This is a genomic window from Mesorhizobium sp. M2A.F.Ca.ET.046.03.2.1, from assembly GCF_003952425.1.
GTDB lineage: Bacteria > Pseudomonadota > Alphaproteobacteria > Rhizobiales > Rhizobiaceae > Mesorhizobium.
Genome location: NZ_CP034449.1, coordinates 159,544 through 181,148 on the forward strand (window position 1 = coordinate 159,544; position 21,605 = coordinate 181,148).

The 21,605-nt window shown below is 63.8% G+C and carries 28 protein-coding genes, 1 pseudogene and 1 riboswitch; of the genes and pseudogenes, 13 read left to right on the forward strand and 16 right to left on the reverse strand.

Going from position 1 to position 21,605, the window contains the following annotated elements; genetic code table 11:
• Positions 1–103: 103 nt before the first annotated feature.
• Entirely contained in the window at positions 104–322 is a 219-nt protein-coding gene (locus EJ072_RS00915) for a hypothetical protein (protein ID WP_126078182.1), read from the forward strand.
• Positions 323–352: 30 nt separating this feature from the next.
• On the opposite strand, the gene EJ072_RS00920 is transcribed toward EJ072_RS00915, so the two are convergent.
• Positions 353–2,458: a molybdopterin oxidoreductase family protein gene (locus EJ072_RS00920; RefSeq protein WP_126083448.1), complete on the reverse strand. Its 2,106-nt coding sequence runs from the start codon at positions 2,456–2,458 to the stop codon at positions 353–355.
• Between the two features lie 234 nt (positions 2,459–2,692).
• Positions 2,693–4,570 carry an ABC-F family ATP-binding cassette domain-containing protein gene (locus tag EJ072_RS00925; RefSeq protein ID WP_126078183.1) on the reverse strand — a complete coding sequence of 626 codons (1,878 nt, stop codon included), beginning with the start codon at positions 4,568–4,570 and terminating at the stop codon, positions 2,693–2,695.
• A gap of 133 nt (positions 4,571–4,703) precedes the next feature.
• Here EJ072_RS00925 and EJ072_RS00930 point away from each other — a divergent pair, with 133 nt between their 5' ends.
• The 3 genes from EJ072_RS00930 to EJ072_RS00940 all read left to right on the forward strand — a co-directional run bounded on the left by EJ072_RS00930 (position 4,704) and on the right by EJ072_RS00940 (position 6,343).
• A complete protein-coding gene (locus EJ072_RS00930; RefSeq protein ID WP_126078184.1) occupies positions 4,704–4,934 on the forward strand; it encodes a hypothetical protein in 231 nt (76 codons plus the stop codon).
• 189 nt (positions 4,935–5,123) lie between these two features.
• Positions 5,124–5,843: a lysozyme inhibitor LprI family protein gene (locus EJ072_RS00935; RefSeq protein ID WP_126078185.1), complete on the forward strand. Its 720-nt coding sequence runs from the start codon at positions 5,124–5,126 to the stop codon at positions 5,841–5,843.
• 305 nt (positions 5,844–6,148) lie between these two features.
• Positions 6,149–6,343 (forward strand): hypothetical protein, encoded by a 195-nt coding sequence (locus EJ072_RS00940; RefSeq protein ID WP_126078186.1) that lies wholly within the window; start codon positions 6,149–6,151, stop codon positions 6,341–6,343.
• A 187-nt stretch (positions 6,344–6,530) separates the two neighbouring features.
• On the opposite strand, the gene EJ072_RS00945 is transcribed toward EJ072_RS00940, so the two are convergent.
• The 4 genes from EJ072_RS00945 to EJ072_RS35785 form a co-directional block, all read right to left on the reverse strand.
• Positions 6,531–6,974: a MucR family transcriptional regulator gene (locus tag EJ072_RS00945; RefSeq protein ID WP_126078187.1), complete on the reverse strand. Its 444-nt coding sequence runs from the start codon at positions 6,972–6,974 to the stop codon at positions 6,531–6,533.
• 353 nt (positions 6,975–7,327) lie between these two features.
• On the reverse strand, positions 7,328–7,549 hold the full coding sequence (locus EJ072_RS00950) for a hypothetical protein (protein WP_245463237.1): 222 nt from the start codon (positions 7,547–7,549) through the stop codon (positions 7,328–7,330).
• Positions 7,530–8,588, reverse strand: a complete 1,059-nt coding sequence (locus EJ072_RS00955) for a DMT family transporter (RefSeq protein WP_245467329.1) — start codon at positions 8,586–8,588, stop codon at positions 7,530–7,532. Before EJ072_RS00955 ends, EJ072_RS00950 begins: the two co-directional genes overlap by 20 nt.
• A gap of 41 nt (positions 8,589–8,629) precedes the next feature.
• On the reverse strand, positions 8,630–9,463 hold the full coding sequence (locus tag EJ072_RS35785; protein ID WP_189343186.1) for a hypothetical protein: 834 nt from the start codon (positions 9,461–9,463) through the stop codon (positions 8,630–8,632).
• A gap of 112 nt (positions 9,464–9,575) precedes the next feature.
• On the opposite strand from EJ072_RS35785, the gene EJ072_RS00975 reads away from it, so the two are divergent.
• A complete protein-coding gene (locus EJ072_RS00975; RefSeq protein ID WP_126078188.1) occupies positions 9,576–10,544 on the forward strand; it encodes a LysR substrate-binding domain-containing protein in 969 nt (322 codons plus the stop codon).
• Positions 10,545–10,776: 232 nt separating this feature from the next.
• On the opposite strand, the gene EJ072_RS00980 is transcribed toward EJ072_RS00975, so the two are convergent.
• The gene (locus tag EJ072_RS00980) at positions 10,777–10,959 is read right to left on the reverse strand and encodes a hypothetical protein (RefSeq protein WP_095816012.1); all 183 of its coding nucleotides are present in this window, start codon (positions 10,957–10,959) and stop codon (positions 10,777–10,779) included.
• A gap of 124 nt (positions 10,960–11,083) precedes the next feature.
• On the opposite strand from EJ072_RS00980, the gene EJ072_RS35790 reads away from it, so the two are divergent.
• The 3 genes from EJ072_RS35790 (at position 11,084) to EJ072_RS00990 (ending at position 14,163) form a co-directional block, all read left to right on the forward strand.
• Positions 11,084–11,254, forward strand: coding sequence for a hypothetical protein (locus EJ072_RS35790; protein ID WP_189342025.1), 171 nt, complete (start codon positions 11,084–11,086; stop codon positions 11,252–11,254).
• Between the two features lie 372 nt (positions 11,255–11,626).
• Complete coding sequence (locus tag EJ072_RS00985; RefSeq protein WP_126078189.1) at positions 11,627–13,708, forward strand: ATP-dependent helicase; 2,082 nt, start codon at positions 11,627–11,629, stop codon at positions 13,706–13,708.
• 152 nt (positions 13,709–13,860) lie between these two features.
• Positions 13,861–14,163, forward strand: a complete 303-nt coding sequence (locus tag EJ072_RS00990; RefSeq protein ID WP_126078190.1) for a DUF982 domain-containing protein — start codon at positions 13,861–13,863, stop codon at positions 14,161–14,163.
• Positions 14,164–14,242: 79 nt separating this feature from the next.
• Here EJ072_RS00990 and EJ072_RS36465 read toward each other — a convergent pair whose 3' ends face one another.
• Both EJ072_RS36465 and EJ072_RS36470 read right to left on the reverse strand, forming a co-directional pair.
• Positions 14,243–14,566 (reverse strand): sterol desaturase family protein, encoded by a 324-nt coding sequence (locus tag EJ072_RS36465; RefSeq protein ID WP_245467147.1) that lies wholly within the window; start codon positions 14,564–14,566, stop codon positions 14,243–14,245.
• A gap of 58 nt (positions 14,567–14,624) precedes the next feature.
• Positions 14,625–14,807: pseudogene (locus tag EJ072_RS36470) on the reverse strand (sterol desaturase family protein); the annotation flags it as partial.
• Between EJ072_RS36470 and EJ072_RS36475 the strand changes: the two are divergent.
• Positions 14,736–15,020: a hypothetical protein gene (locus EJ072_RS36475; RefSeq protein ID WP_245467401.1), complete on the forward strand. Its 285-nt coding sequence runs from the start codon at positions 14,736–14,738 to the stop codon at positions 15,018–15,020. The pseudogene EJ072_RS36470 and the gene EJ072_RS36475 sit on opposite strands and share 72 nt — an antisense overlap.
• 228 nt (positions 15,021–15,248) lie before the next feature.
• Here EJ072_RS36475 and EJ072_RS01000 read toward each other — a convergent pair whose 3' ends face one another.
• From EJ072_RS01000 to EJ072_RS01010, 3 genes are all read right to left on the reverse strand, one after another.
• Positions 15,249–16,034, reverse strand: a complete 786-nt coding sequence (locus tag EJ072_RS01000; RefSeq protein WP_126078191.1) for a GGDEF domain-containing protein — start codon at positions 16,032–16,034, stop codon at positions 15,249–15,251.
• Between the two features lie 272 nt (positions 16,035–16,306).
• A complete protein-coding gene (locus EJ072_RS01005; protein WP_126078192.1) occupies positions 16,307–16,870 on the reverse strand; it encodes a hypothetical protein in 564 nt (187 codons plus the stop codon).
• A gap of 282 nt (positions 16,871–17,152) precedes the next feature.
• Entirely contained in the window at positions 17,153–17,665 is a 513-nt protein-coding gene (locus tag EJ072_RS01010) for a DinB family protein (RefSeq protein ID WP_126083451.1), read from the reverse strand.
• Positions 17,666–17,723: 58 nt separating this feature from the next.
• On the opposite strand from EJ072_RS01010, the gene EJ072_RS01015 reads away from it, so the two are divergent.
• Positions 17,724–18,416 (forward strand): glutathione S-transferase family protein, encoded by a 693-nt coding sequence (locus tag EJ072_RS01015; protein ID WP_126078193.1) that lies wholly within the window; start codon positions 17,724–17,726, stop codon positions 18,414–18,416.
• Between the two features lie 17 nt (positions 18,417–18,433).
• Positions 18,434–18,730: a DUF1905 domain-containing protein gene (locus tag EJ072_RS01020; RefSeq protein ID WP_126078194.1), complete on the forward strand. Its 297-nt coding sequence runs from the start codon at positions 18,434–18,436 to the stop codon at positions 18,728–18,730.
• Here the strand turns inward: EJ072_RS01020 and EJ072_RS01025 are convergent.
• Positions 18,727–18,933, reverse strand: a complete 207-nt coding sequence (locus EJ072_RS01025) for a hypothetical protein (protein ID WP_126078195.1) — start codon at positions 18,931–18,933, stop codon at positions 18,727–18,729. The two genes, EJ072_RS01020 and EJ072_RS01025, sit on opposite strands and share 4 nt — an antisense overlap.
• 178 nt (positions 18,934–19,111) lie before the next feature.
• On the opposite strand from EJ072_RS01025, the gene ndk reads away from it, so the two are divergent.
• The gene (ndk, locus tag EJ072_RS01030; protein ID WP_040984737.1) at positions 19,112–19,534 is read left to right on the forward strand and encodes a nucleoside-diphosphate kinase; all 423 of its coding nucleotides are present in this window, start codon (positions 19,112–19,114) and stop codon (positions 19,532–19,534) included.
• A gap of 162 nt (positions 19,535–19,696) precedes the next feature.
• On the forward strand, positions 19,697–19,903 hold the full coding sequence (locus tag EJ072_RS01035) for a hypothetical protein (RefSeq protein ID WP_126078196.1): 207 nt from the start codon (positions 19,697–19,699) through the stop codon (positions 19,901–19,903).
• Between the two features lie 119 nt (positions 19,904–20,022).
• Here EJ072_RS01035 and EJ072_RS01040 read toward each other — a convergent pair whose 3' ends face one another.
• The 3 genes from EJ072_RS01040 to crcB (EJ072_RS01050) all read right to left on the reverse strand — a co-directional run bounded on the left by EJ072_RS01040 (position 20,023) and on the right by crcB (EJ072_RS01050) (position 21,354).
• Complete coding sequence (locus EJ072_RS01040; RefSeq protein WP_095816023.1) at positions 20,023–20,367, reverse strand: DUF190 domain-containing protein; 345 nt, start codon at positions 20,365–20,367, stop codon at positions 20,023–20,025.
• Between the two features lie 111 nt (positions 20,368–20,478).
• Positions 20,479–20,916, reverse strand: coding sequence for a fluoride efflux transporter CrcB (gene crcB / locus EJ072_RS01045; RefSeq protein WP_126078197.1), 438 nt, complete (start codon positions 20,914–20,916; stop codon positions 20,479–20,481).
• A gap of 3 nt (positions 20,917–20,919) precedes the next feature.
• Positions 20,920–21,354: a fluoride efflux transporter CrcB gene (crcB, locus tag EJ072_RS01050; RefSeq protein WP_126078198.1), complete on the reverse strand. Its 435-nt coding sequence runs from the start codon at positions 21,352–21,354 to the stop codon at positions 20,920–20,922.
• Between the two features lie 98 nt (positions 21,355–21,452).
• A riboswitch (Fluoride riboswitch) is annotated at positions 21,453–21,515 on the reverse strand.
• Between the last annotated feature and the right edge of the window lie 90 nt (positions 21,516–21,605).

Sequence of the window (21,605 nt, forward strand, 5' to 3'; positions counted from 1 at the left end):
ATTCTTCGCTTCAAGCAATTTCAGAGCCGTTCAGGACTCTTCAGGTTCAAGCCAAGGACCTGGGCGGGAAGCGCTGCCATTGTGCCCGTCACAGGAGGACATCATGGCTGACATCCTCACCACAGCCCCGATTACCGGCCGACCCCTCAAACTGCCGCGGCGAAGCTTTGCGAGGCTTGCAATCGGCGCATCGCTCAACGGTATATCCCGGTTGGTGGGCGACGCGCTCAAGATGGCTTACGTGGACCCTTACGCCAGTCTCGCTCGCCAACCGCAAGTCGCCCCGGACGATGAGCTGGAAGGCCGAGATCCCAGTTGGTGAGCTGTCAGGCCATGGCAGACCGCGAAGTGATCAGAGCGCCCTGAGCCACACCTTGTTGTCGTGGACGGCGGCGCCGCCATAGGGTGCGGGCGCGTCGGCGCCGGTCAGCACGTTGATGCCCTCGCCGCGCTCATGCGCGCTGTTCGGCCAGATGCCTTCGGCGATGACCACACCGCGCTTCACGCCGTCGAAGAATCTTGCGTGCAGTACAAGGTCGCCGCGCCGGTTGCCGACCTCGACGCGGCCGCCATCCTCGATGCCGAGCGCGGCGGCATCTTCGCGGTGGATGAGCAGTTCGGGTCTGCCTTCCTTTGCCTTGGACACCGGCGTCTCGGCAAAACTCGAATTGAGGAAGTTGCGCGCCGGCGAGGTCGCCAGCCGGAACTGATGCTCCTCATCCGCCACCTCGATCAGCTCGACATGGTCGGGGAATTCCGGCAGCCGATCGACCGGGCCGAACAGACCCATGCTTTTCGGCGGCCGGTTGGGCGCCGACTGCCCTGTCCAGTTTGGCCGGAAGTGGAATTTCCTGTCGGCATGGCCGAAGCCGTTGATGAAATGCGCGTCGTCGAAGTCGGGCTGCAGGTCGACCCACTTCTCAGCCTTCAAGCTGTCGAAGCTGCCGAGCCCGCGCTTGCCGAGGATGATGTCGATATGCTCGCGCTCGGTCAGGCCGAAGCCTGGACGATCGCCGACGCCCAGCCGCTTGCCGAGCTCTTCATTGACGTAGTGGTTGGTGCGCGGCCCTTCCGGCGGTTCGATCAGCTTGGGGCCGAGCGTGATGTGCTGGTTGCCGCCGCCCTTGTAGAGGTCGTCATGCTCCAAAAACATCGTCGCCGGCAGCACGACGTCGGCGAGCTTGGCCGTATCGGTCATGAACTGCTCGTGCACGCAGGTGAACAGGTCCTCGCGCAGGAAACCCTGCTTCACCAGCCGCTGCTCCGGCGCGACATTGGCCGGATTGGTGTTCTGGATCAGCATCGCCGTCACCGGCGGTCCGCCATAGAGCGCGTCTTCGGCTCCGGTCAGCACCGGGCCGATGCGCGAATGGTCGAGATAGCGGATGTTCGGATCGCGCATCGCGGTGCCTTCGAGCACGTCCTGGTTCAGCTTGAAGATGCCGGAATTGGAATGGAAGGCGCCGCCGCCCTCATATTGCCAGGCGCCGGTGACTGCGGCGATCGAGGAGGCGGCGTGCATGTTGATCGAGCCGTTGCGCTGGCGCGCAAAGCCATAGCCAAGGCGGAAATAGGTTTTCTTGGTCGTGCCGACGAGCTTTGCGAAGGCCTCGATCTCGGCGACGCTCAGGCCCGTAATGGCGGCCGCCCATTCGGGCGTGCGGGTGCGAAGGTGTTCTTCCAGCCCACGCGGATCGTCGGTGTATTTTTCGAGATAGGCGCGGTCGGCGAGCCCATCGCGGAACAGCACATGCATGACCGCGCAGGCGAGCGCGCCGTCGGTGCCGGGTTTCAAGACCAGGCCGAGATCGGCCTGCTTCATCGTGGCGTTGTCGTAGATGTCGATGACGACGATCTTCGCGCCGCGTTCTTTCCTCGCTCTCGTCGCGTGGGTCATGACGTTGACCTGCGTGACCACCGCATTGGTGCCCCAGATCACCACGCAATCGGCCTTCGCCATCTCGCGCGGGTCGGGCCCGCGCAAGGCGCCCACACCCATCATCCAGCCGGTCCAGGCGAGATTGGTGCAGATCGAGCTGAAGAAGCCTGAGTATTTTTTCGCGTGGCGCAGCCGCTCGATGCCGTCGCGCTGCACCAGCCCCATCGTGCCGGCGTAGAAATAGGGCCAGACCGTCTCCGAGCCGTATTTCGCTTCCGCCGCGATGAATTTTTCCGCCACGAGATCGAGCGCCGCTTCCCAGCTGGCTTCCTTCCAGGCGCCCTCGCCCTTGGCGCCCGCGCGCACCAGCGGCTTCAGCAGCCGGTCCGGGTGATGCACGCGGTCGGCATAGCGCGCGACCTTGGCGCAGACGACGCCCGCCGTATAGCTGTTCGCCTTGGCGCCATGGACGCGGCCGATGCGGTTGTTGTCGAGCAGCTCGACCTCGAGCGCGCAGGTGGAGGGGCAGTCATGCGGGCAGGCCGAATGACCGATCCGGAGCTTGGCGTGCTGGTTCATGGCGCGTGTGTAGCGGGTTTTGCCGGAGAGGTGTAGGGCCAGAGACAATTAGCCAATCTCCCCCCTTGTGGGGGAGATGGCCGGCAGGCCAGAGGGGGGCGCGAAGGAACGCGGCCTTGGAGATGCCTACTCTGGCCGACGGCAGTTGATCGCGTAACAAGCTGACAGGCTGGCGGGACAGCGCCCCCCTCTGCCCTGCCGGGCATCTCCCCCACAAGGGGGGAGATTGGCTAATCACTCCGCGATCCCTTCCTCATATTCCGCCGACATCGTCAGCCACTTGTCCTCGTTTTGCGCCAGCGTGTGCGCCAGTTGCGAGCGCTCCTTGGCCAGACGCGTCGCGGTCGAAGGGTCCTTCTCGTAGATCGCCGGGTTGGCGAGCTCGTCCTCGATGAGGTCGATGCGCTTGCGGATGCGGTCCATTAGCGCCTCGGTGGCGCGGATCTCCTTGGCCAGGGGTTCGAGTGCCGCGCGGCGCTGTGCGGCTTCGCGACGGCGGTCTGCCTTGGAGGCCTTGTCGGCTTCCTTCTGCTCGCGACGGTTGGACGAGACGCCGGTGACCAGGGTTTTGTAGTCCTCGAGGTCGCCGTCATAGGGATTGACCGCGCCGTCCTTGACCAGCCACAGCCGGTCGGCCGTGGCTTCGAGCAGATGCCTGTCGTGCGAGATCAGGATCACGGCGCCCGGGAAGTCGTTCAGCGCATGGATCAGCGATTCACGGCTGTCGATATCGAGATGGTTGGTTGGCTCGTCGAGGATGAAGAGGTTCGGTCCCTCAAAGGCCGATAGCCCCATCAAGAGCCGCGCCTTCTCGCCGCCGGACAGGTCCTTGGCGGCCGTGTTCATCTTCTCGGTCGAGAGGCCGAACTGGGCGACGCGGGCGCGCACTTTGGCTTCCGGCGCGTCCGGCATCAGCCGGCGCACATGCTCATAGGCGCTTTCCTCCGGGCGCAGATCGTCGAGCTGGTGCTGGGCGAAGATCGCCACCTTCAGGCCCGGCGCGATCGTCATCGAGCCGGTCTCGGCCTTCAGCCGGCCGGCGAGCAGTTTGGCGAAGGTCGACTTGCCGTTGCCGTTGGCGCCGAGCAGCGCGATGCGGTCGTCGGCATCGATGCGCAGCGTCATCTTCTTCAGGATCGGATTGCCCTCGGTATAGCCGACATTGACGCCGTTCAGCGCCACGATCGGCGAGGCCACCGTCTTGACCGGCTCGGGGAAGGAGAACGGCCGCACCGTGTCGTTCACCACCGCGGCGATCGGCTTTAGCTTCTCCAGCGCCTTCAGGCGCGACTGCGCCTGCCTCGCCTTGGAAGCCTTGGCGCGAAAACGCTCGACGAAGGATTCCATATGCTTGCGCTGCGCTTCCTGCTTGACGCGGCTTTTTTCCTGCAGCTCGCGCTGTTCGGTCAGCTGGCGCTCGAACTGGTCATAACCGCCGCGCCAGAAGGTGAGCTTCTTCTGATCGAGGTGAACGATCGAGTTGACGGCGCGGTTGAGCAGGTCGCGATCATGCGAGATCAGCAACACCGTGTGCGGATATTTGGAGACGTAGTTTTCCAGCCACAGCGTGCCTTCGAGGTCGAGATAATTGGTCGGCTCGTCGAGCAGCAGAAGGTCGGGCTCGGAGAAGAGCACGGCGGCCAGAGCCACGCGCATGCGCCAGCCGCCGGAGAAGGACGAAGCCGGCCGCCGTTGCGCGGCATCGTCGAAGCCGAGGCCGGCCAGGATCGTGGCGGCGCGGGATTCGGCCGAATGCGCGTCGATGTCGGCCAGCCGGGTGTGGATCTCGGCGATGCGGTGCGGATCGGTCGCGGTCTTCTCTTCCTCGAGCAAAGCCTGGCGCTCGACATCGGCTTTCAGCACGATCTCGATCAGCGGTTCCTCAGTGGCAGGCGCCTCCTGCGCCACCTGGCCGATGCGCGTGTTCTTCGGCAGGCTGATCGAGCCGGTCTCCGACGGGAAATCGCCGGTTATCGCCTTGAACAGCGTGGTCTTGCCGGTGCCGTTGCGGCCGACAAGGCCGGCCTTGGTGCCGGCCGGCAGGGTCAATGAGGCATGATCGAGAAGCAGCCGCCCCGCCATGCGCAGCGTAAGGTCGTTGATGATAAGCATAGCGGGCTTTTGCACGGGAGATCGGCGCTTCGCAAGAGCCAGCGCCCGGACGAGGCCTGCCGCGCTCCGCGACCCGTTCAACAAAAAGCCCGATGGACTGGAACCAGTCGCCGGCCAAAGCGTTGGGAAGCCCGTGATCCGCTATCTCGCCCTCGCCTTCATCTTCTTCCAGGTCGCCACGACAACCGCGCTGGCGACGCAGGTGGTTCTGTTCGAGAGCGAGACCGCTCCGATTGCTCTTCCAGTTGAATCGACAAGCGGGGCACCGACACAGCCAATCTCCCCCGTGGTGAGGCGCGCGACGGAACACCTGCTGATCCAGATCGAAAGCGGGAACTCCGGCCGTCGCCCCTTGAATGACTGAGAGGCTGGCTGGGCAGCGCCCACCGCCGCGCCGGGCATCTCCACACAAGCAGTGAAATCGTACACTCCCGGCTTTCGCCCGCCGGTCATACATTGCTTGCCACGTCACAGATTTGGCGTTGATCGCCGCTATTGCCTCAACCTATGCTGGCACAGGCGCCGGGGCCGTTTCAAACAGAGGGCAGACGATATGTCGGGCAAGACCTCGCTCCTTTCGGCCTCGCTCGCGGTCGCGATTTTCGCGATCGCGGCCGGCCTGTTTCTCACCATGCCCGCCGCCCGCGCGGCAGCCGTCGACTGCTCGGCGGCGAAGACGCAGGCCGACCTTGCCACCTGCACGACCGCGAATGCCGCTTCGGCCGACGCAGGGCTCAACGCTGTCTACAAGGCACTGGCGGCACGTCTCGCTCCCGCCGACCTGAAGCGCCTGCGTGACGCGCAGCGCGCCTGGATCCCCTTCCGCGACAAGGAATGCGCCTTCCGCACCCAGCCCTATGCCGATGGCTCGGTCTATTCGAGCCTGGTCGGGGTTTGCAAGGCGGAGTTGACCAAGGCGCGACTGGCGCAGTTGCAGCACCAGTTGCAATGCCCGGAGGGCGATCTCTCCTGCGTGCCGCAAAGCAGCGGCAATGCCGCGCCTGCGAAGGCCGCGCCTGCGACGGCCAAGGCCGCGCCTGCGAAACCCGCCCCTGCCCAGGCAAGCCAGAACGACACGCGGCCATGCGTGCAATCCGCCGGCAAGGCGAAGTCGGACCAATATGTCTCGCAATGCGTCCAGGTTTCGCCAGCGACCAACCCGCCCTGCAATGGCCAGAACGCATGCAGCATGATGATCGACGAGATCGAGCGCGGCTGCGCCATGATCGGCAACGACAATCCGCCGGCCTTCTGTTCCGCGTATAAGGGGTGAGAGAAGCGCCCGCCCTGCCGGGCTGCCGCTCGGCACCGGCTTTCCCGGCGGGGAAATCAGCCAGGCCAAGCGGACGAACCACAAGTTCAGCTTCGGCTTATATTTAAGCGTTGCGCGGCGTTACCATGAAGAAAGGGCCAGAATCTGCGGGGCCGGCCGTTGTGCTTGTCGAAAATCGATTTCAGTTTTCGTTGCGAACTGCAAATCTGTGAGCGCGCCGTGAGTCGTGCGTGAGCGCCAATGAAGAACTTGGCCACAACAATAACTCGGCCCCAACGATAACTCGGCTATGTCAGGAGCTCACGATGGGCGAAGCGGTCAACGATCTGCGAACGCTGAAATATGTGGCGGAGATCGCGCGCAGGCTGGCGAAGATGCTCTCGCGCACGCGCTACCAGATGCTCGTCTATCTTCTTGAAATGACCGCCGTCGAAGCGGACAGCCTCGCCGCCGAGCGGGACCCCGACCGCCACGACGAGAGCAAGCCGCCCCGTAACTGATGCCGGGTGTTCGGCGCGTTTACGGAAACCAGTCACGCGGCGACGCAACATGCCGAGAGCGGTCCGACGGCCGCGCCATGACGATGGCGCGGCGTCACTCATTGCCTCAGGCAGCAGCTAAAGCGCGTCGCATGTCTTGATCCCGAAACCGGTTCCCACTTTCGGGAGACATGCTTTAGGTCCGGCCTCAGGCCTTGCCCTTGCGCTTGCCTTTGCCCGCGTCACCGCTGGCCGGCTTGCGGCCGAGGCCGGAAGATTTGGCCAGCGCCGAGCGGGTCGCCGAATAGCTGGGCGCCACCATCGGATAATCGGCAGGCAGGCCCCATTTGGCGCGGTATTCGTCCGGCGTCAGGTTGTGATCGGTCGCAAGGTGGCGTTTCAACGACTTGAACTTCTTTCCGTCTTCCAGGCAGACGATGTGATCCGGGAAGACGGAACGCTTCGGGTTTACGGCGGGCGTCAGCGCCACCGCCTCCTTGACGACACTGCCGCCGGCGAGCTTGCGCACCGACGCGCTGACGCTGGCGATCAGATCAGGCAGGCCGGAAGCAGGGAGCGGATTGTTGCCGACATAGGCGGAGACAATGTCGGCGGTCAGTTCAATTGCGGTCTTATCGTCGATGTTGGACAATTTTTTCACCTTCTGCCGGCCCTCAAATCGCCAGCTCGTTTTTAAGACTTTTGTCGGTGTATCGAATTGGACCTGTCCCCCAACGGACCGTCCAGAGTCAGTAAAGCTACGCGACTCAATACCGGGTTATGTTTCTACGCGAGCTGCGAAGGCGCAAGTTAGGATTTCTAATAGCTATAACAGATGCTTTATAGAACCGACGGTCCGGCAGGATACGTAGAACCTCCGGTTGCACTGGGTCGGCCAAGGAAGTTGCTGAAAAATCGAAGTTCAGGCCAAGTCCGGCCACGGCAATGACAATCCGCCGGCTGGATGTGGGCCTTTCGCGATTCGCCGGCGCCAGGGCAAATTGCTCATTTGACGGCGACGCCGCGCCTGACATCCGCCGAAGGGCTGTCCGACAGGATTTCCAGCACGCGTTTCCAGCGCGCGCAGCGGCCAAAGTCCTTTTGCTCAATAGCCTTTTCCGCCTTCATGGCCGCATAGAGCGGCGCTTCCGCGCCAAATTCCCTGACCAGCCAGTGCGCCTCCTGTCTGGCGCGGCGTTCGTCCTCGTCAACGGGCATTCTGGACATTGTGCGTGGTCTCCGTACCTTCGATGCCGACCGCGAGGCAGCTGCCAATGACGAGGACGGCGCCGGCAACAGCCGTCATCGACAGGCTTTCGCCCGACAGGGTCAGCAGAAACGTGGAAGCGATTGGCGTCAGATAGGCGACGACCGCAATCCTGCCGCCGTGATCGAGCTTTGCCGCGCGCGACCAGAAATAGTAGCCGAGCCCCATCGGGCCGGCGCCGAGATAGAGGCCGAGCAGGAGATGCCCACCGGTCAGGCGTCCGGCGCCGTCATGCAGGCACCAGGCAAAGGTGAGCGCGACGCCGATCAGCGCCGAGGGCAAAAGCAGACGTTCCGGCGGCACGCCAAGGCGGCCGACGGTAAGCGAGTAGAAGGCCATGCAGAGCGCCGAGCCGAAAGCGGCGAGATAACCGACAACGCTGCCGCCTTCGAACCAGGTCTGCGCGCGCCCTCCGGAAATGACCAGCGCCACGCCGGCGAAGCCGACAGCCGCGGCCAGGCCAAGCAACAGTGGACGGCGCGGCCGGCCCAGCAGAATAGCGGCCGCGGCGGTCATCAGCGGCCAAGTATAGGCGACGAGGTTCGCCTCGATGACCGGCATCGAGGCGAAGCCGATATATTGCAACACCATGGTGCCGACCAGCCCCAGGAAGCCGACGGCATAGGCGGCAAGCGAGACTCCTTCTTTCTCCCCTTGTGGGAGAAGGTGGATCGGCGCAGAGCGCCGAGACGGATGAGGGGTGTTGGAAGAAACTCCAGCGTCGGCGATCCGTCCAGCACCCCTCATCCGACCTCGCTTCGCGAGGCCACCTTCTCCCACAAGGGGAGAAGGGAAAAGTCGGATCAGCGCAAACACGGCGGCCGCCCCGCAAAATTGGAGGAACTGCACTTGCGATACCGGATAGAGGGCAAGCAGCGTCTTGCCGACCAGGGCGTTGGTCGCCCACAGCGCCACGGCGCCGAGGGCGAAGGCCAGCGCCGCCGCCGGGGCGGCGCTGGGATGGTCTCGACAGTCCGCCACGGCCGGGCCGAGGCTCAGCGACGCTGGGCGCGGCTGGCGCTCGACCGGATCGTTGGTCACTACCAAGACTCCCTTGCTCCGCCGGAAACCGGCTCCGCGGCGGGCTGCGGCATGGGATGCTCCTCGGCATGGCGGCGATAGGCGGGCAGCTGGTTGGTCCAGACATCCTCGGCCAGCTCGTTCACCCAGGCACGGTCATGGTCATTGTCGGCGGCGAGGTAAAACATGCGGTTATCGTCGACATAGGGCTTGGTCGCCGAGCGCTGGTTGAGCACCAGCGTGACGCGCTCGCCGAGCTGGATCGGCGCGGTGCGGTGGAGCACGCCCAGGAACTGGCCGAGCGTGGCGTAGTTCATCTTGTGGTCGATGCGCATGATCTTGTTGCGCGGCAGGTCGCGGCCGGATTCCAGGATCGAGCGGCCGGTCTCGGAATCGTCGCAATAGATCTCGAGATGACCGCCGATGAGAGGGTCGCTGATCGACAGCGGGATGAGCTCCGTCACCGGAACGCCGTCGCAATGCCATTCGACGGCGCCGTCCCTGGGGTTCATGAAGGTGACGGTCGAGCCGACGATCGACAGCGGATAGGGTTCGAGCTTGGTGCCCATCATGTCGGACAGCCTTTCCAAGCGCAGCTTGTCGTGTAAAAGCTCCTTGATCTCGGGAATATAGCGGTCCGCGCCGGTGATAAAGGTGAGGTCGAGATGTTTGTGAACGGCATGGCTGGCCTTCAGCTTCAGGGCGGCTTCCTCGATCGCGGCAAGCAGAGCCGGGTCGTAACCGTGACGATACTGGGCGACGCCGAAGCCCGACACTTTCCAGGCCGTCTCATGACCAATGATGGCCTCGCGGCTCATTGCACAGCGCAGTTCGGGAATTGTATGGGCGTTCATTGTACTTTCTCCAAGATGGGGGCAACACTTGGTTAACAGTCATTTAAACGCCTACCCCTGTAAATTTAGGAATGCTGGTGGTAGCGTAAGCCCAGCTTAAGGTCGAAACCCCGTGCGTCTGCTCAGTCAGGTCAACCTCAACTCGCTGAAAATCGTGGAAAGCGCCGCGAGGCACAGGAATTTCACGCGCGCCGGCGAAGAGCAGTTTATCACCGCTTCCGCCGTCAGCCAGCGCGTGAAGAGCCTGGAGGACCAGCTGCGCTTCAAGATCTTCGAGCGCGGCGGCAACGCGGTGTCGCTGACGCCGGAGGGCGAGACCTATGTGGCGCGCGTGCGCGAGGCGCTGGAACGGATCGTGGCGGCCAGCATGGAGGCCACCGGCCAGTCGCAGGCGCATGTGCTGCGGATCTGCGTGCTGCCGACCTTCGCGGCGCGCTGGCTGTTTCCCAGGCTGATGACCTTCCAGCAGCAATATCCCGACATCGAGATGCGGGTGTCGACATCCTACGCCACGCATGAATTCGCGACCTCGGAATATGATCTCGAGATCCGCTACGGCGACGGCAATTTCCCCGGCCTCACCTCGGAACTGCTGTTCAAGGAAGACCTGACGCCGGTGTGCAGCCGCAAGCTGTTTCACGACGTGCTGGGCGACAAGCCGCTGTCGAAGGTGGTGCCGGAGGACCTGCGCTACTTCACGCTGCTGCATTCGGACACCTGCACGCAGAACTGGCAGTCGTGGCTGGGCTTCGCCGGCGCGAGCTTCGTGCTTGGCGAGACGAGAAGCGTCTATTTCGACAGCTGCATGATGTCCTACGAAGCGGCCAATGCCGGCATGGGCTTCGCCGTCGCCAACCGCGCCTACATGGCAAGCGACATCCGTGCCGAAAGGCTGGTAGCCCCCTTCGCGGTCCACCATCCCAACACGGCGGGCTGGTACTTCGTCAGCCCCATCAAGGCGCTCGGCGCCCGCAGGGTGGAACTGTTCAAGCAATGGATCCTGGCCGAAGCGGCGCTGACGCAGCGCCAACTCGACATGGAGATCACCGGCGGACAGCCGGCACGCGCGGCGGTGGCCTAAGCAGCGCCGCTCGCGCAGCGTCAGGATTTTCCGGGTGTTTCCACTGACTGTAGCCGGCTAGCGCGATCGCACCATGACGCAAGGCCGAGACTCAGCTATGTTGGATTGCGCGGCGGGCCTGATTTTCCCGCTTGGCCGGCGCTATCCAGCTTCCTCCCAAGCAGCGCCGGCCTTCTTCCAGCCCGACGATAACTTGACCTTTAGGGCCGACGATAACCCGACTCGCCCTGCCCTATTGCTTCGGAGGCGTGCCCGGCTGGTCGCCGCCCGTGGTCGATTTCGGCACCGGGTTCTTGTCGACCTGAGGGTTCTGGTTGACTTCGTCGCCCGGCGCCTTGGTGGGTTGCACACTGTTGTCGCAGGCGGCGAGCACGAGCCCTGCCGCAAGAGCCAGCAGCACAGGAAGCTTCATCATGACGACCTCCTCTCGTTCGCCCCTTTCATAAAGGGCAAACGAGGCGATGGCGGTTTGGTTGCGCGTGAGGCGGAACCAACCGGTCCGCGTCCGGTTGAAAGCCAATCAACCGCATGAGGAGACGATGATGATCCGCCTGCTGCTTACCGGCCTTTTCGCCTACACCGCCTATCGCGTCGCCGTGAGGATCATCAACGAGGTGCCTGGCGATGTCGCGCCGCTGGACATGCCGGGCGATGAGAGGCGCAAGTTGCGGCGCCAGTCGGCGGCAATGGGGGTGGAGCCGAAGCGGTAGCGCCCTTGCTCGGCCCACCTTCTTCTACGCCATGCACACATCGTCTGTGACGGCGTGACTGATCGACCTGAGGTTTGATTGCCACGTGGTTCCCCCAATCCGTCGCTGCTTCGCAGCGCCACCTTCCCCCTCCGGAGGGAAAGGAAGGGAGCGTTGCTGGAAGCTCGGCGCTTTTCCTCTACCCCGTCGATCGGGGGAGAGGTGGCTCGGCGAAGCCGAGACGGAGTGGGGGTCGACCAGCGCTCCATAGAGAATGCATGCGCCCACCCACCACCGGCTCAGCCTCCTCTCCGGCCGCTGCGGTCCCCTCCCGGCTCTCCCGCAACGCGAGGAAATTATTGCGAACAAAGCGGAAACGATGCTTGATGGGCGATGAACATCGCCGCTCGTGATTCGTCCTTCGAGACGCCCGCTTATCTTGCCCGGCTGAATGATGAGCAGCGGCTGGCGGTGGTGCATGGCGACGGCAAGGTGGCGGCGCCGCTGCTGGTGATTGCGGGCGCCGGCTCCGGCAAGACCAACACGCTGGCGCATCGCGTCGCCCATCTCATCGTCAAGGGCGCCGATCCGCGCCGCATCCTGCTGATGACCTTCTCCCGTCGTGCCGCGGCCGAGATGGCCAAGCGGGTCGAGCGCATTGCCGGCGAGGTGCTGGGGCGCGACGCGGCGATCATCGGCGACGCGCTGGCCTGGGCCGGCACTTTCCACGGCATCGGCGCCAGGCTGCTGCGCGACTATGCCGAGCAGATCGGCCTCGACCCGGCCTTCACCATCCATGACCGCGAGGATTCGGCCGACCTGATGAACCTTGCACGGCATGAGCTGGGATTCTCGAAAACCGAAAGCCGCTTTCCGACCAAAGGCACCTGCCTGCAGATCTATTCGCGGGCGGTGAACGCGCAGGCGCCACTGGACGAGGTGCTCGGCTCCGCCTTCCCCTGGTGCGCGGCATGGGCGGAGCAACTGAAGGAGCTTTTCGCGGCGTATGTCGAGGCCAAGCAGGCGCAGAACGTGCTCGATTACGACGACCTGCTGCTCTACTGGGCGCAGATGGCGGCCGAGCCGGAAATCGCCGCTCATCTCGGTTCCCGCTTCGACCACGTGCTGGTCGACGAGTACCAGGACACCAACCGGCTGCAGGCTTCGATCCTCCTGGCGCTGAAACCGGACGGCGCCGGCCTGACGGTGGTGGGCGATGACGCGCAGTCGATCTATTCCTTCCGCGCCGCGGAAGTGCGCAACATCCTCGATTTCCCGAAACAATTCGCGAAGCCCGCCGAGATCGTCATGCTGGAGCGCAACTACCGCTCGACCGAGACGATCCTGGCAGCCGCCAACAGGGTGATCGGCGAGGCCAGCGAACGCTTCACCAAGAATCTGTGGACCGAGCGCCGTTCCTCGCACAGGCCGCAGCTGGTCAGCGTACGCGACGAGGCCGAGCAGGCGAATTATGTCTGCCAGGCGATCCTGGCCGAACGCGAGGCCGGCACGGCGCTGAAGGCGCAGGCGGTGCTGTTTCGCACCTCGAGCCACAGCGGGCCGCTGGAGGTGGAGCTGACGCGTCGCAACATCCCCTTCGTCAAGTTCGGCGGCTTGAAATTCCTCGACGCCGCGCATGTCAAGGACATGCTGGCGATGCTGCGCTTCGCCGAGAACCCACGCGACCGCGTCGCCGGTTTCCGCGTGCTGCAGCTGATGCCGGGCATCGGGCCGTCCGCCGCCTCGCAGATCGTGGATGCCATGGCGACGTCGCTCGACGAGACGCTCGGCCTTGCCCGCTTCCGGCCGCCGCAGCGCGCCGCGCAGGATTGGCCGGTGTTCCTCGACATCTATAGCGGCCTACGCGCCGGCGCCAAATGGCCGGCCGACCTCGAACGGATCAGGCTCTGGTACGAACCGCATATGGAGCGCATCCATGAGGATGCGATCACGCGCCGGGCCGATCTCATCCAGCTCGAGCAGATCGCCTCGACCTATCCGTCGCGCGAACGCTTCCTGACCGAGCTGACGCTCGATCCGCCCGACGCCACCAGCGACCAGGCCGGGGCGCCGCATCGCGACGAGGATTACCTCATCCTGTCGACCATCCATTCGGCCAAGGGCCAGGAATGGAAGAACGTCTTCGTGCTGAACACGGTCGATGGCTGCATCCCGGCCGATCTCGGGGTCGGCACCAAGGAGGACATCGAGGAGGAACGCCGGCTGCTCTATGTGGCGATGACCAGGGCCAAGGACAGTTTGCATCTGGTGGTGCCGCAGCGCTTTTATCCGCACAACCAAGCTGCGCGCGGCGACCGCCATGTCTATGCCTCGCGCACCCGCTTCATCCCGGCCTCGATGCTTCCGGCATTCGAGCAGTCGTCCTGGGCGAGTGCGGCGCTCAAGGACGACCCGCGCCAGCGGCCAGGCGTCAAGGTCGACCTTGGCGCCCGCATGCGCGGCATATGGAAATAGGCCGCCTGCCCCCTCCTGCCGATTCACGCGACGGATCAGGTCCAAGACGGAAAAATCGGCGTGCGCGGAACCTCACGCCGCAAGCCGCGTTGTGTGGCGTCCCTTCCCAGACCGGAGGCCCGCCGCCTCCGCAGCCAACAGACGAGGTCTCAATGTACGACAGGATGTTCTTCACCCCGGTCGCCCTCAGCGTCGGCGCCGGCCATAAGCGCATGATCGCCTCGCTGTCCGCCATGCATGAATTCCTGACCGAGTTTCCGCCATCGCGGCGGCGGCTGAGCTACGGCGCCGCGGTAAAGGCCTGCGAGGCGGCACGGGCCCGAGAAATCTCGGCCGAGGCCGCGCGCGATGCGCTGATCACCTTCGCGGTGACCGCCGGCATCCTGTGGCCGTCGGACCAGCCGATCGTTTCGGTGAAGCCGGTCGCGCGCGGCTATGGCGGTTTTGCCGCCTGATTTACGGCGATCTTCTCAGGCCCACCGCCTATGAACTGCCCCCGGCTCAGTTCACCTGACGAGAGGCTTTTCCTTGCCGTTATTCGGGCTTGCCGGCGGCCGAGGCTTCGGCGATCGCGGCCGGTTCGGCCGCTGCGACGAAAGGATAGAGGAGCTGCCGGTGGTAGAGCTGCGGCACAGGCTCGTCGACACCATATTTTTCTGGCATCCGCGGCGGCATGAACAAAGTGCCGCCGATCAGGTCGAGAAAGGGCAATTGGCCGGCGAAGTTCTTGTCATAGGCGTCGCGTTCGTTGGCGTGGTGCCAGTGATGGAACTGCGGCGAGGCAATCAGCCATTTCAGCGGCCCGAATTTGATGCGCGTATTGGAGTGGATGAACACCGACTGCCACTGGTAGATCAAGCACGTAGATGAGAACCGCCTCGGCGGAAAAACCCAGCGCGAACAGCGGCAAGAACGAAGCCGACTTGGTCAGGATCTGGTCCACCGGCTGCACGCGGTGCGCGGCCAGCCGGTCCATCTCCTCGATCGAGTGGTGGATGGCGTGGAGGCGCCACAGGAACGGCACCGCGTGAAAGGCGCGATGGGCGAGGTAGAAGCCGATGTCGGCGATGAGCAGAGCCTCGATCGCCTGCAGCCACACAGGCTGCGACTGGACGGCGGCGGTGAGCGCCTCGGGAACAAAACGCTGCGCCAGCAGCATCGCCGCGCCAACCACCAATACTATGCCGGCCTTGATGACAATGCCGTTGAAGAGCAGGTAGAAAACGTCGTTCAGCCAATGCCGGCGCGTCGCCGACTGCTCGCCATGCAGCGGCAGGAGCTGCTCCAGCGGGATGAAGATGAGGGGCGATGATCAGCACCGCCTTGAAGTCGATGAGATCGAATACGGTCGCTCGCGGATCGGCTGAGGTCAGCCGCCGACACTAGCCGCCAAAGGATGAACGGACCGTTGATGGTGCTAAGGGACGCCTAAAGCGCGTCGCGATCTTTCAGATTCGCTCCATGCGCTTTAGGTTTTTGATTTTACGCATGTCTTTATCTCTTTATCCCGAAACCGTTTCCCACTTTCGGGAGACATGCTTTAGTGCATGGTGCCGCCGGCATTGCCAGCCGTCCCGCTGCGCCGGCTCTCGAAGCTCACCTGGTCGCGGCCGTTGGACTTGGCCTTGTAGAGATGGCGGTCGGCGACCTGGAAAACGTCGTGGTAGGTGGTCGGGCCGCTGAAGGCGATGCCGCCGATGCTCACGGAAAGCGGCCAGGGCCGCCCGTCGGGGGCAAATTCGGCCTCGCGAATGCGGCGCCTGATGGATTCGGCGACCAGGAAGGAGCGTGTGGCATCGGCGCCGGGCAGGAAGACCGCGAATTCTTCGCCGCCGATGCGTCCGACGATGTCGGCGCCATGCAGTTGCCCCTTGATCGTCGCGGCGATCAACCTCAGCGCCTGGTCGCCGCAGTCGTGGCCCAGGCGGTCATTGATCGACTTGAAATGGTCGGCATCGACGATCAGCAGCGCGCCGGCGTCGGCGACCGTCTGGTCGCGGGCCTGGTCGAGATAGGCCTCGACCAGCATCGAGAAGGCGCCGCGGTTGAAGACCGCGGTCAAGCTGTCGGTCGCGGCGATGACGCTGAGCTCCTTTTGCGTGATCGCCAGCTGGCGCATCTTCCACATCAGGAAGAACAGAAAGGAGCCGCCGAGGACAAGCGGCAGGAAAAGATCCGTGAGTTTCGCCCACAGCAGCGCCTGCGGCGACAGCGAGGGAAAATTGAAGGAATCGACGAAGAAGGCGACGGCAATGAAAAAGGCTGTGCCGGCGGCGGTGACCACCACGACCCTGCCCCAGCTTGTCGGGGACAAATCGATGCGCATGCCGTTGCTCCCACTGCTACCGGCTTATTGTGGAGCGCGAGCGCAAAGGAAGTCCTAACATATTAGCTTCAATGCAAGTGTGGTTAACAGGCCGTCGGAACCGCCCTTGGCGGCAGGCAAGCAGAAAGCCCGCCGCCAAAAGCAGCAGGCTTCCCGACTGGCCGGAGGTTCTCGTCAACGCACCGCCAGCAATGGCGGCGATGCGGTAGGAGATGCCGCAGAGCCCTCACGGCCGGTCCGGCACTCCCGACCGGGCTGTCTTGCAGCATATGTCAGCGACGCGAAATCATCAGGCAGAGCGCCCTCAGATCGGCATCATAGGTTCCTTCGCTGGAAAGCACGTCGGCGCTGCGCTTCTTCATGCGCGCAAGTTGGGTACCCGACATCTGCGCAACAGCGGCCGAAGGCTTGGTGGTGACCGAAGTGCCGGGGGTGCCCGGAACTCCTGGAGTGCCCGGTATGCCGACACCGACACCGGCGGAAGCTCCAAGCGTCCCGATGCCGACATTGGAGCCGCTGGTGCCGATCGAGGTGGTGGCTCCGGTATCGGTCCCGCCCAGGGACACCGCCGCATCCGCCGCCTGGCCGCCGCCAAGCGAAACGCCAGCGTTGGCGCCGTTGGTGCCGCCGATGGAGGCCGTGCTGCTTCCCCCAAAGGAGGCATCCGCATTGGCACCGCTCGCGCCGCCGACGTTAGCGCTGGCGCCATTACCACCGACGGACACGCCGCCGACACCACCCAATCCAAGACTTGCGGCATGGCCCGGAACCGCCAAAATAGCGATGACCGCGCCGCAAGTAAGGACTTTATGCAATTCCCGAATGATACTTGGCATGACACTCTCCTCTTAGACGGAATATGCTGCACTGCATCATACAGGCACCGCGTTCTTTGACTGACGCCGTGGGCATACATATCTACGCCGAAATTCACGCCTCAGTTTCGTACCGTATTTGCAGTAATACTTTTTTGTTCTTGTTGCTATATCGAATTGTTAAATAAATTTTCGACTTTTCTTCGAAATTTAAATTGTAAAGCAAACAAAAAACACTTCCCGCAGCAAGCGCCATTCGCAACGAACCGCAGCAGAAACGTGCGGGTTCCCGGAGCTTATGCTTCAGGCATAGGCGCGGCCTTCCTCGGAGCGCTGGAACAGCGCCAGATCGAGCGGCACCGAAGGGCGGCCGAGCACGGTCAGCACCATGTGCGCCTGGCCGCGATGATGGGTCTGGTGGTTGAAGAAATGGCTGAGCGCGGGTGCCACGCGTTGCGAGACAGTTCGCATATCGGAGAGGGTCATATAGGAGAAGCGGCCGGCGAGCGCCTTTTCGCTCATGCCGCCGACCCAGTTGATGATCCGCTTGTCCTCCGCCTCGCGCGCGCTGTGCAAGGGTGGCAGCGCCTTGTAAAGAATGGCGTCAAGGGAAGACGGTGCCTGTCCCTCGCCGGTGAAACGCTTCATCCAGATACGATCGGCAGTCAGGATATGGTTGAGCGTTCCCATCATCGAGCCGAAGAAGGCGCCGGTGTCGCGGTTGAATTCCTCGTCGCTGAGGTGTGCCGCGGCATCGTAGAGACGCTGGTTGGCCCATTGATTATAGGCCGCAAACATCATGAAATGCTGTTTCATCATCCACCGGTTCGCCACGAATCCTGGCTCTACGTAACCCGCAGCAACGGACCCGCCAATGACCATTCTGCTTTACGACCTCGTCGGCCATGATGTCGGCCGCCCGTTCAGCCCGCATTGCTGGAAGACCAAGATGGCGCTGGCTCATAAGGGGCTCGCCGTCACCAAGGTGCCGACGCGCTTCCTCGAGGTGCCGGAAGTCGAGAGCGGCGCGTCGAAGACGGTGCCGGTGATCCGTGACGGCGAGCGCGTGGTGGCCGATTCCTTCGCCATCGCGCTCTATCTCGACGAAGCCTATCCGGATCGGCCGACGCTATTCGGCGGCGATGGCGGCAAGGCGATGGCGCGCTTCATCGAGCGCTGGTCGCAGTTCACCATCCATCCCTACGTCGCGACGGTGGCGCTGACCGATCTGCATGACATGCAAGACGAGCCCAACGCCGCCTATTTCCGCGAAAGCCGCGAGCAGCGGTACGGCAAGCGGCTGGAAGAGGTCGTGGCGAACCGCGATGCCGGGCTCGCGGCCTTCCGCGCCGCGCTGGAGCCGCTGCGCTCGACGCTCACCTACCAGCCCTTCATCGGCGGCGAGGCGCCGCTGTTTGCCGATTACATCGTGTTCGGCGCGCTGCAATGGGGACGCATCGCCTCGCCTTTCCAGTTGCTCGACGACGGCGACAGCATCGCCCGCTGGTTCGAGCGCTGCCTCGACCTGCATGGCGGTATCGGACGGCAGGTCGCGGCGGCGGCGTGACGGCCGTCGGAATTGCCATGCTGCGTTATGAGATGCAGGGCGGGATCTGGGTCTACCCCGGCAAGGGCGGCTGGCATTTCATCACGCTGCCAACGGATGTCGCGGCGCGGATCAAGGCGGCCATGGCGGGGCTGGCGCGACCCTGGGGCTCGCTTGGTGTGACGGCTGTCATCGGCAGGACAAAATGGACTACGTCGCTTTTCCCCGACAAGGCCTCGGGCAGCCTGCTTTTGCCCGTCAAGGCGTCGGTGCGGCAAGCTGAGAGCCTGAAGGCCGGAGACGCGCCGATCGTGACCATTGAGATCGGGCTTTAATTCCGCTTGAGCGCGTCCTTGTCGATCAGCCTGACACAGATCGGATCGCCTTCACCGATGCGCGTACATTGCCATTCCGGGCCGAAGCCGAAATTGTGATCCGGCGGCGGCAGAACCAGCAGGAGGAAGGCGATCACGGCGCATATGAGCGCCATGAAGACGATACCCACGATGTCGCCGCGTCTGAGATAAGGCCAGTTCATCGCCTCCGGCTCCGCCGCCGCGAGCGTTCCGGAGCAAGCGCCCGAAGCGCATGCAGCCGTTTCATTATCCCGCAAAGCGCCCGCCTTGACCAGAAGCCGCCTCCCCTTGGCAAGCCGCCGGGCGGCTTGTATAGAGCCCGCCACTCCAATTTCCATTCCCAAGAACAAGGACGACCCTATGGCGATCGAACGCACCTTCTCCATGATCAAGCCGGACGCGACCAGGCGCAACCTGACGGGCGCCATCACCAAGATGCTCGAAGACGCCGGCCTGCGCGTCGTCGCATCGCGCCGCGTGTGGATGAGCCGCCGCGAGGCCGAAGGTTTCTACGCCGTCCACAAGGATCGCCCGTTCTTCGGCGAGCTGGTGGAATTCATGTCGTCGGCGCCCACCATCGTGCAGGTGCTGGAAGGCGAGAACGCCATCGCCCGGAATCGCGAAGTGATGGGCGCCACCAACCCGGCTAACGCCGCAGAAGGCACCATCCGCAAGGTGCATGCGCTGTCGATCGGCGAGAACTCGGTGCACGGCTCCGACGCGCCGGAGACCGCCGCGCAGGAGATCAAGTACTGGTTCTCGGACACCGAGATCGTCGGCTGAGTCAGCTGAAACCTTCCGGGTACAGAAGGCGGCCCGTCGGCCGCCTTTTTAACATGGGTGAATGCGCGACCGACGCAGCACCCTATGGTGCCGGTCTGGCGATAGAAGGCTCACCGCCCCCGCGAGCTTCTGTCATGCTTCCGTCCAACAATGGAGGATGCGATGATTGGCCCCCATGTTTCCAAGAGCGGCATAGCTTATCCAGACGATCTCGTCCTGCTGAAGCGCATCTATGATCAGGTCTGCGTGGAGCGAGGCATTGCCCGCGGCAGTTCCGAGGCTTCGGACCTGGCGATCGAAGCCATGGAGCTGTTTTCCGCCGGCATTTTCGACGAGGATACGATCGGCCGCCGTCTTCGCGACCGCTGATCGAGGGTACCTAAAGCGCGTCGCGATCCTTCGGATTCGCTCTATGCGCTTTGGTCTTTGATTTGCGCATGTCTTTAACCCGAAACCGGTTCCCACTTTCGGGAGACATGCTTTGGAGCTCAGTCTCCGTCGCCGTAGCGGATGACCTCGACCTTCTCCCTGGTGATCAGGCAGCTCTTCTCACTCGTCAGCGCCTTGATCGCAGGGATCAGCGCATCGATTTTCTCCGGCGCGTCGACGATCTCGACGACGATGGGCAGATCCTGCGACAGGCGCAGGATCTTGGCGGTGTGGAGCACGCTGGAGCGGCCGAAGCCCAGCGGCCCGCGCAGCACCGTGGCGCCGGCCATGCCGGTTTCGCGGGCCTTGATGACGATCGCCTCGTGCAGCGGCTTGCCGTCGGCCGCCCTGTCGTCCTCGCCGAAGAAGATCCTGAGCAGCGCGCATTGCGCGGGAAGTTCCATGTTTTCCTCCCTAGAGCGGCTCACCGTTTCACAGAAACGGCGAACCGCTCTATCTCTTTGTTTTGACGCAATTCCGGACGGAAACCCGCTCACACTTTTCCTGGAATTGCTCTAGCTACCTGTTGCCTGACTACCTTTCGGCAAGCGGTTGAGCCTGGATGCCATGAGATAACCCAGCCACGCCGCGACGAGCGACGGCCCGACCACACTGATGAGATAGGTCGCGGCCAGCGGCAAGTCGCCCTCGAACAGCAAGATGAAGGTATCGAGGCTCATCGCCGAAAACGTGGTGAGGCCGCCGCAAAAGCCGGCCATGACGAAATTGCGGCTGACCGGTCCGACCATCATGCGCCCATCCGGTCCGGTCAGCGTCGCGAAAGCCATGATGACCCAGGAGCCGACGACGTTGACGAAAGCGGTCGACCATAGAGCGTTCAGGCCGAGCAGCGAGACGACGACGTAGCCCGACAGGAACCGGGTCAGGGAGCCGATCGCCGCGCCGCAGCCGACCGCCAGATAAAGCCGCATTGCCGCCTGTCTGTCCGTCATCGCTCAGCCCGCTGCCCCGGTAGCTGAACCAGCCACCCAGGTTGCTGACTCAGCCACCCAGACGATCGCCCAGAAGCCGAAGGCGACGAACAGCACGCACAGAACCGACGAGGCGACGACGTTGAAGGCCGCGAGCCGGCCCTCCCCGTCGAGCGCGAGGTTGAGCGTCTGCAGGCAGAAGGACGACACGGTGGTGTAGCCGCCGAACAGGCCGACGACGATGAGGTCGCGCACGAGATCGCTGGCGAAGACGCCGCCGACCGCCCGCGCGGCACCGGCAAAGGCGCCGATGGCAAGGGCGCCGGAGACGTTGACCGCCAGCGTGCCCCAGGGAAAGGTCTCGCCGACCCCATGGCCAATCACGCCGGAGAGGAAGAAGCGGGATACGCCGCCGAGGAAACCGCCGATCAGGACCAGGGCGCAGGCCGCAAGGGTCATCGTCTCAATGCCTTTCCAATGCGATTCCCGCACGGGAATCACTTCACGAAATCAGGCATGATGCGAGCGGGAAAAACAAATCCTGCCGCGCAAGAGCACGCCTGGCAGGAGTCATCAGCCCATAAGGGCGGTTTCGGGGGAACCCCATCCCCATTTTCGGGCGAGCCTAGGCGGTTGAGGCGGTGGGGTCAATTGGGGCCGCTAGCTGAAAGACGGTTACCCCGCGTTCCTTCGCGCCCCCCTCTGGCCTG

Bases quoted from the DNA above. Each gene is read 5' to 3' on its own strand.
- EJ072_RS00915 (WP_126078182.1), top strand. From the start codon at position 104: ATGGCTGACATCCTCACCACAGCCCCGATTACCGGCCGACCCCTCAAA.
- EJ072_RS00920 (WP_126083448.1), bottom strand. From the start codon at position 2,458: ATGAACCAGCACGCCAAGCTCCGGATCGGTCATTCGGCCTGCCCGCAT.
- EJ072_RS00925 (WP_126078183.1), bottom strand. From the start codon at position 4,570: ATGCTTATCATCAACGACCTTACGCTGCGCATGGCGGGGCGGCTGCTT.
- EJ072_RS00935 (WP_126078185.1), top strand. From the start codon at position 5,124: ATGTCGGGCAAGACCTCGCTCCTTTCGGCCTCGCTCGCGGTCGCGATT.
- EJ072_RS00940 (WP_126078186.1), top strand. From the start codon at position 6,149: ATGGGCGAAGCGGTCAACGATCTGCGAACGCTGAAATATGTGGCGGAG.
- EJ072_RS00950 (WP_245463237.1), bottom strand. From the start codon at position 7,549: ATGTCCAGAATGCCCGTTGACGAGGACGAACGCCGCGCCAGACAGGAG.
- EJ072_RS35785 (WP_189343186.1), bottom strand. From the start codon at position 9,463: ATGAACGCCCATACAATTCCCGAACTGCGCTGTGCAATGAGCCGCGAG.
- EJ072_RS00980 (WP_095816012.1), bottom strand. From the start codon at position 10,959: ATGATGAAGCTTCCTGTGCTGCTGGCTCTTGCGGCAGGGCTCGTGCTC.
- EJ072_RS35790 (WP_189342025.1), top strand. From the start codon at position 11,084: ATGATGATCCGCCTGCTGCTTACCGGCCTTTTCGCCTACACCGCCTAT.
- EJ072_RS00985 (WP_126078189.1), top strand. From the start codon at position 11,627: ATGAACATCGCCGCTCGTGATTCGTCCTTCGAGACGCCCGCTTATCTT.
- EJ072_RS00990 (WP_126078190.1), top strand. From the start codon at position 13,861: ATGTACGACAGGATGTTCTTCACCCCGGTCGCCCTCAGCGTCGGCGCC.
- EJ072_RS01000 (WP_126078191.1), bottom strand. From the start codon at position 16,034: ATGCGCATCGATTTGTCCCCGACAAGCTGGGGCAGGGTCGTGGTGGTC.
- EJ072_RS01005 (WP_126078192.1), bottom strand. From the start codon at position 16,870: ATGCCAAGTATCATTCGGGAATTGCATAAAGTCCTTACTTGCGGCGCG.
- EJ072_RS01010 (WP_126083451.1), bottom strand. From the start codon at position 17,665: ATGAAACAGCATTTCATGATGTTTGCGGCCTATAATCAATGGGCCAAC.
- EJ072_RS01015 (WP_126078193.1), top strand. From the start codon at position 17,724: ATGACCATTCTGCTTTACGACCTCGTCGGCCATGATGTCGGCCGCCCG.
- EJ072_RS01020 (WP_126078194.1), top strand. From the start codon at position 18,434: ATGCTGCGTTATGAGATGCAGGGCGGGATCTGGGTCTACCCCGGCAAG.
- EJ072_RS01025 (WP_126078195.1), bottom strand. From the start codon at position 18,933: ATGAACTGGCCTTATCTCAGACGCGGCGACATCGTGGGTATCGTCTTC.
- ndk (WP_040984737.1), top strand. From the start codon at position 19,112: ATGGCGATCGAACGCACCTTCTCCATGATCAAGCCGGACGCGACCAGG.
- EJ072_RS01035 (WP_126078196.1), top strand. From the start codon at position 19,697: ATGATTGGCCCCCATGTTTCCAAGAGCGGCATAGCTTATCCAGACGAT.
- EJ072_RS01040 (WP_095816023.1), bottom strand. From the start codon at position 20,367: ATGGAACTTCCCGCGCAATGCGCGCTGCTCAGGATCTTCTTCGGCGAG.
- crcB (WP_126078197.1), bottom strand. From the start codon at position 20,916: ATGACGGACAGACAGGCGGCAATGCGGCTTTATCTGGCGGTCGGCTGC.
- crcB (WP_126078198.1), bottom strand. From the start codon at position 21,354: ATGACCCTTGCGGCCTGCGCCCTGGTCCTGATCGGCGGTTTCCTCGGC.